At 59.9% G+C, this 4,509-nt stretch carries 5 protein-coding genes; all 5 read right to left on the bottom strand.

Translation table 11 applies throughout. The features are described 5' to 3' along the window. Positions 1-907: tyrosine-type recombinase/integrase (locus tag ACLP25_RS15405; RefSeq protein ID WP_442470064.1), on the bottom strand; the 907-nt coding region annotated here is incomplete at its 3' end. After that, positions 904-1,803 (bottom strand): DUF2934 domain-containing protein, encoded by a 900-nt coding sequence (locus ACLP25_RS15400; RefSeq protein WP_442470063.1) that lies wholly within the window; start codon positions 1,801-1,803, stop codon positions 904-906. The genes ACLP25_RS15405 and ACLP25_RS15400, both read right to left, overlap by 4 nt. Positions 1,804-2,212: 409 nt before the next feature. Next, positions 2,213-2,722 carry a hypothetical protein gene (locus ACLP25_RS15395; RefSeq protein ID WP_442470062.1) on the bottom strand — a complete coding sequence of 170 codons (510 nt, stop codon included), beginning with the start codon at positions 2,720-2,722 and terminating at the stop codon, positions 2,213-2,215. After that, on the bottom strand, positions 2,719-3,867 hold the full coding sequence (locus tag ACLP25_RS15390; protein ID WP_442470061.1) for a DNA cytosine methyltransferase: 1,149 nt from the start codon (positions 3,865-3,867) through the stop codon (positions 2,719-2,721). Before ACLP25_RS15390 ends, ACLP25_RS15395 begins: the two co-directional genes overlap by 4 nt. Further along, positions 3,860-4,072, bottom strand: coding sequence for a hypothetical protein (locus ACLP25_RS15385; protein WP_442470060.1), 213 nt, complete (start codon positions 4,070-4,072; stop codon positions 3,860-3,862). Before ACLP25_RS15385 ends, ACLP25_RS15390 begins: the two co-directional genes overlap by 8 nt. Positions 4,073-4,509 lie beyond the last annotated feature (437 nt).

Raw genomic sequence — 4,509 nt, 5'->3', positions numbered from 1 at the left:
GATCGTAGAGCTGCGTCGTGCGCGTGCTGGCGTGGTTCGCCATCTGCGCGGCGCGCTCAAGCGTCCCGCCGTTCTTGAGGTAGGCGGTGACGCCCGTCGCCCGAAACGTGTGGTTGCCGATCTTGGTCGTGATCTCGGCCGCCCGCGCGCGCCTCTGGATCATCGCATAGGCGTTCGCCTGGGGGAGGGGATTGCCGGTGAGCCGACCTGTGGTCCGGCTGTAGGTCTGAAACAGAAGCGCCTTCGGATCGCTCGCAAGCCCCGCGCCGTCGATGTACGCGTGCAAATAGGATTCGAGATTGTTAAGGCACGGAATGGCGTGCTGCTTGCCGCCCTTCTCATGCAAGCGCACCCATAGCCGGCGGTTCTGCGTGTACACGTCCTCGACGCGCATGCCGAGCGAAGCGCCGATGCGCGCGAAGGAATAGACCATCAAGCCGATCAAGGCGCGGTCGCGCAAGCCGATTATGGTCGTCGTGTCGATCGCATCGATGAGCTGGCGCGCCTCGGCGGGGTCGAGCACCGGTGTCTTGCCACGCCGCACGATGTGGCGCGGCCCGCGCACGGCGGCGGCCGGATTGGTTGGCATGATCTGGCCGATAACCATCCAATCGAAGAGATGACGCAAGGCGGCCAGGCGCAGCTTCGCGGTCGGCGCGGATCGCGCCCGCTGCAATTGCTCGATGTAGGTCGCGACATGCACGCTCTCGATCGCCGAGATCTGCGTGACGCCCCTCGCCTGAAGCCAATCGAAGAATTCCGTCGCCGCGCGCGCATAGGCGCGGCGCGTGTGCGGGTTCCTGATCTGCGCGGTGAAGAATTCGAGGAAGCGATAGGAGGCGCGCGCGCCGGCGGCGGCGACAAGGGTCGGGGCGCGATAGGCGATGAGAGGGGCCAGCTCGTTCATCGCACGACCATTTGCGCAAGCTCGCCCAAAGTCGCGAACTGGATTCCGAACGTCTTCGTCAGCCACTCACGATGACTCTCGTCGAGAACGGATGCTCCCCTCGACGATCGGCCAAAATCTTCGGTGCAGAAAATATCATTAGCATAGCCGACGTGGGCAGCGAGTGCGTCACCATCGGCCCACTCGGCCACTAGGCGGGCTAGCGTGCGGCTCTCGTCGGGCTGCAAATTTACAGGGGGTATCTCAAAAAACGTGCCCGAGAAAAAATGTGTCCTGGCCAGTTCCAACCCGAACTCGAGGACACGCGCTTTGCCGACGCCTCGGCTTTCGATGGCCGCCAAAATCGATCCTGTCCTGGTCGCGATCTCGTCGGTTTGAGCGGCAAAAAACTCAGGTGGCAAAGAAAGTTCGTGGTAGCGAGGAACCGTCAAAAGGCGAAGTCCCAATGCTGTCGCCTTCGTCAAGAGTTCGCACACTTTTGGCGATAGCGGCGGCCGGTGGGATTGATTTGGTCCAATTAAAGCGCCCGTAGTGAGCGTTCCGTCCGGCAAAACCGTTTCGAACAACCGAGGCTCGACAACCTGGTTGGCAAAAAATTCCGCCCGCGCGCGCTTTTCTAGGGCCTCAAGCGTCGTCCAACCCTCTGAAAAAAAGCCAATGACTTCGCCGCGCTCGATCGCCCCACGAACACGAGCTGCTTGTTGCTGGCGCTCTGGCTTCCCCGACAGTCGGTCGGGTGAAACGACATCCTCCCAAACGTTGCTGTCGAAGGTGACGTGCAGTGGAGTTTCGGCCTCAGCTCGGAACCAATGAGCTAGGTCGTTTCCATGCCGGCGGCCTTCAGCCTCCCAAAGGCCGTAGGCTCGGTCTGCGATCCTTTGTCTTCGTCCCGCCATGCCCCCTCCTAGCATGTGTGATAAAGGTTATTATCATATACTAAGCAAGTTGTTCATGATCACGCCCTCTGAATCGGGGTCGGCGTCGACTCCCGCTCAATGACGCCAGCTCGCGTGATGCGCGTCGTCCGAAGCGTGTCGGCGCCTCGGTTCCGAACCTCGAAGGTCACGTAATTGATCTCTTCCGGGTTACCGCCGAAGCAATCGTGAAACGCCTTGAGGATTTGAACATCATCGATCGCTTGCGCGGGCGGATGCGGATTGTTGCGCGCGGCGGCGATCGTTGACGGAAAGACGTAAACGCACGGGGGCGGAAGTCGGAACGGGCCGACTGTCGTCGACCGCCGCGGATCAGCGGCGAGCTTTGGACAGGGACGCCCGATCGTGCCGCACACCATGTCCCAGACGATCAACCCGTCAACGCGCTCTGCGAACGGAAAATGATCTCCGCGCTAAGGCGCGTGTGGATGCCCGACCATACGTTGTGACGCGGATCGGCGCCGGGATTGGTGCAAACGCTCCAGATGATAAATTCCTGAGCATGTGGCGGGCGCTCGAAGATGTTCGTGTTGTTGCCGTCCAGACAGCCTTTCAGCTCGATGACGGCAACGCGGCCGGTCGGCAATCGGATCGAATAATCGTGTCGGTTGGAATCGCCGGCTGACGTCCAGTCGGCGATGAAGCCGCCGTCCTGCATATGATTGAGTACGCGGAAGACGAAATCCCGCTTTTCGCGCATGGTGGCGGAGAATTGACCGCGAATGCGCTCGATCGCGCCGCGAAACAGACCGCTGTTATAGAATTCTTGCTCCGTGAGCCCATGCATCCCCAATTTGTGGGCTTCAACCTTCAGGGTCTCGGCATAGTCCTCAATGCGGCGCCGCAACTCCTCGTTTTGCTCGCACGGAATGACGTTCATGCAGCCGCCTTGGCACGCCGCTTTTGCTGCGACAAGATCGGCTCAAACAGATGCCTCGCGAGGTGGCGCACGGCGGGAACGACAACGCCATCGCCTGTGAGATGGTAGGCCTCATTGTAATTTTCGGGTAGCTCGTAATCGTCGGGAAGCCCCATAAGCCGCGCGGTCTCGCGCCCCGAGATCAATCGTGACCGCACCTTTTGGCCTTCGACCACAAGAATGAGTTGTCGGCTTGATCCGCCCGCCGGCGTCCGGAGACATCCGGCGACATCGTCAAAGCGAATTTCGGCTCGCTGCACCTTGCGCCCGCTCTCATTATGGCGCGTGCGTTTGTAGATCGCCCCGATCAATCGCCGCTTAGCCTTCTTCGCCTCGTCGACTTTGGCGCGATTCACTTCGCTCATCATGGCGAGGAGCCGCTGTGTCTCGCTCGCCGTGCGCCAATCGACGTCCGCTGGATCATCCTCGATAAGATCGGCAAAGCTCGTGTTGCGCGGCGGCGGTGTGGGAAGCGACCACCAGACCCAATTTCGCCTCTGCCTGGCGGGAATGTTCTCATAAGCGGTGCGAAGGCCACGCGAGTGCCACATGGCCGAGGGCTCGGGCTCAATCAGGCCGGCCGGAATCTCGATGTCGTTGCGAATGCCGACGATGAACAGGCGCGGTCGTGACTGCGGCACAAAATGCGCAGCGTCGATAACGAGGGCGCCAAACGAGTAGTCCTCCTTTTCAAAGGCAGAGCAGATGGCGGCGAAGTCTTTGCCGCCATGCGATGTCAGCGTGCCGCAGACATTTTCCAGAGCGATGATGCGCGGGGCGCGATCCTCGACGATAAGGTCCTGCATCAGACTCCAAAAGGGCCAGAACGTGCCGGAGCGATCCCCTCTGAGGCCGGCGCCGCCGCCGGCAAGCGAAAGGTCCTGACATGGAAATGACGCCCATGCGAGGTCGACCTGACCGGGCAGGTCGTGAACCGCAAGCGTCTTCACGTCGGCCGTGCGGAGTGTTCCGTTTCCCCAATTGCGACGATAGACGGCACTTTTCTTGTGATCGAAATCGTTGGCGAAGCGGCAACGCCAGTTTGTAGACCCGAGCCCGGCTCGCACCATGCCGCCGCCGGCGAAGAATTCGTAGAATTCAAACACGGGCACCTCCAACGCGTTGTCGCAGCGCTCGCGCACTTTGATCGCGCTCCAGTTTTTCGAGGATCGCTTCGGTGATCCATGTGTTGCGCGAGATGCTGCCGGCGCGGCGCAAGCGCACAGCGTCGATGGCTTCCCACGTTTCAGGATCAAGCCGGAGACTCTGTCGAGCGCGCAGATCGCGATTGGAGGTGGTGACTTTGAACATGATTCGTATGTTGGCGCCACTTCGGCGCCAAAATCAAGAACGTTTATAGAACGTTCCCGCGTCTAATCTCCGAGCGAAGCGACCTCGCTTGCGGCCCTAGCGGGAAAGCCGGCGACTACGGGGCCTGACTTTTGCGCCTGATTTATGCACGTAGCAACGCATTGAATAATAAGCGAGTTTGGTTTGTTCCAAAACTCTTAAATTTTGCCGCAGCGGCTTGTGGTAGCTGGATGACGCCACTAAAACTGTGTCGCGTATCGTAGGCGGGGTAACTCTGAAAGATAGATTTAGCCCCATGTCCAAAAGAATTGACAAGTCGTGGGTGGTGTTCGCGAGCGTTGAGAATGACGACCACGGAAAGTGCGTGGATATTTTTTATCGCCCTGACGGCACTTTTGGATTTGAAGAATTTCGGCGAGATGTTGAAGACGCCGGTG

This window comes from Roseiarcus sp. (assembly GCF_052145395.1).
In the GTDB taxonomy this organism is placed as follows: Bacteria; Pseudomonadota; Alphaproteobacteria; order Rhizobiales; family Beijerinckiaceae; genus Roseiarcus.
Note: the sequence above shows the minus strand (reverse complement) of the source record. Positions and strands in the feature narration are given on the sequence as shown.

Excerpts from the sequence above, each read along its gene's own strand:
- ACLP25_RS15395 (WP_442470062.1), bottom strand. The coding sequence starts at position 2,722 with ATGAACGTCATTCCGTGCGAGCAAAACGAGGAGTTGCGGCGCCGCATT.
- ACLP25_RS15400 (WP_442470063.1), bottom strand. The coding sequence starts at position 1,803 with ATGGCGGGACGAAGACAAAGGATCGCAGACCGAGCCTACGGCCTTTGG.
- ACLP25_RS15385 (WP_442470060.1), bottom strand. The coding sequence starts at position 4,072 with ATGTTCAAAGTCACCACCTCCAATCGCGATCTGCGCGCTCGACAGAGT.